The following is a 1,592-nucleotide window of genomic DNA, read 5'->3' on the forward strand; positions in this document are numbered from 1 at the left end:
TCACCTGACCTCGCTCGAGGTGCCGCTGACCTGCGCGCGCGTCGTGCTCTACGGCAAGGCCGACATGGTGCCGCTGGCCAAGCCGGTGGCCGAAGTCGCCGCCGTGGCCAAGAAGGACATGAAGCCCGGCGAGAAGCTCGATGCGATCGGCGAATATTGCTACCGCGCCTGGATCATGACGACGCCTGAGGCGCGCGCCGCCAAGGCCGTTCCCTGCGGCCTGCTGCAGGGCGGCTCGGTCACCGCGCCGATCAAGAAGGGCGAACTCATAACCTATGCGAATGCAGCGCCCGCGGCGGGCTCCAAGATCGCCGAACTGCGCGCTCGCCAGGACAAGCTCGTCTATGGGACCGTGGGAGCGTGATCATGGCCACAGCCAGCAAAGCCGTCACTGACAGTCGCGCCAATCTGCCCTTCGTCTACCGCCAGTACAGCGCCGAGCAGCTCAAGCAGGTGCTCCACAAGATGTACCTGATCCGCCGCTTCGAAGAGGGCGCGGAGGAGTGCTACACGCGCGGCCTCATCCATGGCACCATGCATTTGTCGATCGGCCAGGAAGCCAGCGCCATGGGCATCTGCATGCCGCTTGCCGAGGATGACCAGATCACCTCGACGCATCGCGGTCACGGCCACTGCATTGCCAAGGGCGCCGAGGTCAAGCGCATGTTCGCCGAGTTCTTCGGCAAGACCACAGGCTATTGCAAGGGCCGTGGCGGCTCGATGCACATCGCCGATGTCGGCAAGGGCAATCTCGGCGCCAATGGCATCGTCGGTGGCGGTATTCCGATCGCCGTCGGGGCGGCATTGTCCTCCAAGATGATGAAGACCGGCAAGGTCGTGGTCTCCTTCTTCGGCGATGGCGCCAACAATGAAGGCGCTTTCCACGAGGCGCTCAACATGGCGGCGGTCTGGAAGCTGCCTGTCATTTTCGTCTGCGAGAACAATGGCTACGGCATGTCGACATCGACAGCCCGCTCGACCGCGGTCAAGAACATCGCCGAGCGCGCCGCCGCCTATTCGATGCCGGGCGTCATCGTCAACGGCAACATCTTCTCCGAGGTCGCCGAGGCGTCTCATCAGGCTGTTGCCCGAGCCCGCGCCGGCGAGGGGCCGACGCTGATCGAGTCCAAGACCTACCGCCATCGCGGCCATTCCAAGAGCGACCGCAACCGCTATCGCACCAAGGAAGAGATCGAGGACTGGATGTCGAACCGCGATCCGATCACCCTGTTCGAAAGCGAGCTCAGGGAATTCGGCTTCATCGACGACAAGGGCATCGAGGCCATTCGCGATGCCGTGGCGCAAGAGATCGCCGAGGGCATCGAGTTCGCCAAGGCGAGCCCATCGCCCGATATCAGCGAGACCGGCAATTACGTGTATACGGAGCAGGCGTGATGGACGCGATGGTGCGTGAACTGAGCTACGCCCAGGCGATCCAGGAAGCCATGGCGATCGCCATGGACATGGACGAACGCGTTTTCCTGATGGGCGAGGATATCGGCGTCTATGGCGGCGCCTTCCAGGTCACCGGCGACCTGGTCGAACGTTACGGCGCTGACCGCGTCATCGACACGCCGATTTCGGAACTGGGC

At 63.6% G+C, this 1,592-nt stretch carries 1 protein-coding gene and 2 pseudogenes; all 3 read left to right on the top strand.

Translation table 11 applies throughout. From position 1 onward, the window contains the following. A pseudogene (locus EN925_RS35110) lies at positions 1-364 on the top strand (homoserine dehydrogenase); the annotation flags it as partial. A gap of 2 nt (positions 365-366) precedes the next feature. Continuing rightward, entirely contained in the window at positions 367-1,395 is a 1,029-nt protein-coding gene (locus EN925_RS35115; RefSeq protein ID WP_063169131.1) for a thiamine pyrophosphate-dependent dehydrogenase E1 component subunit alpha, read from the top strand. Continuing rightward, positions 1,395-1,592, top strand: a pseudogene (locus tag EN925_RS35120) (alpha-ketoacid dehydrogenase subunit beta); the annotation flags it as partial. The gene EN925_RS35115 and the pseudogene EN925_RS35120, both read left to right, overlap by 1 nt.

Source organism: Mesorhizobium sp. M7A.F.Ca.US.006.04.2.1, from assembly GCF_004022915.1.
GTDB lineage: Bacteria > Pseudomonadota > Alphaproteobacteria > Rhizobiales > Rhizobiaceae > Mesorhizobium > Mesorhizobium ciceri.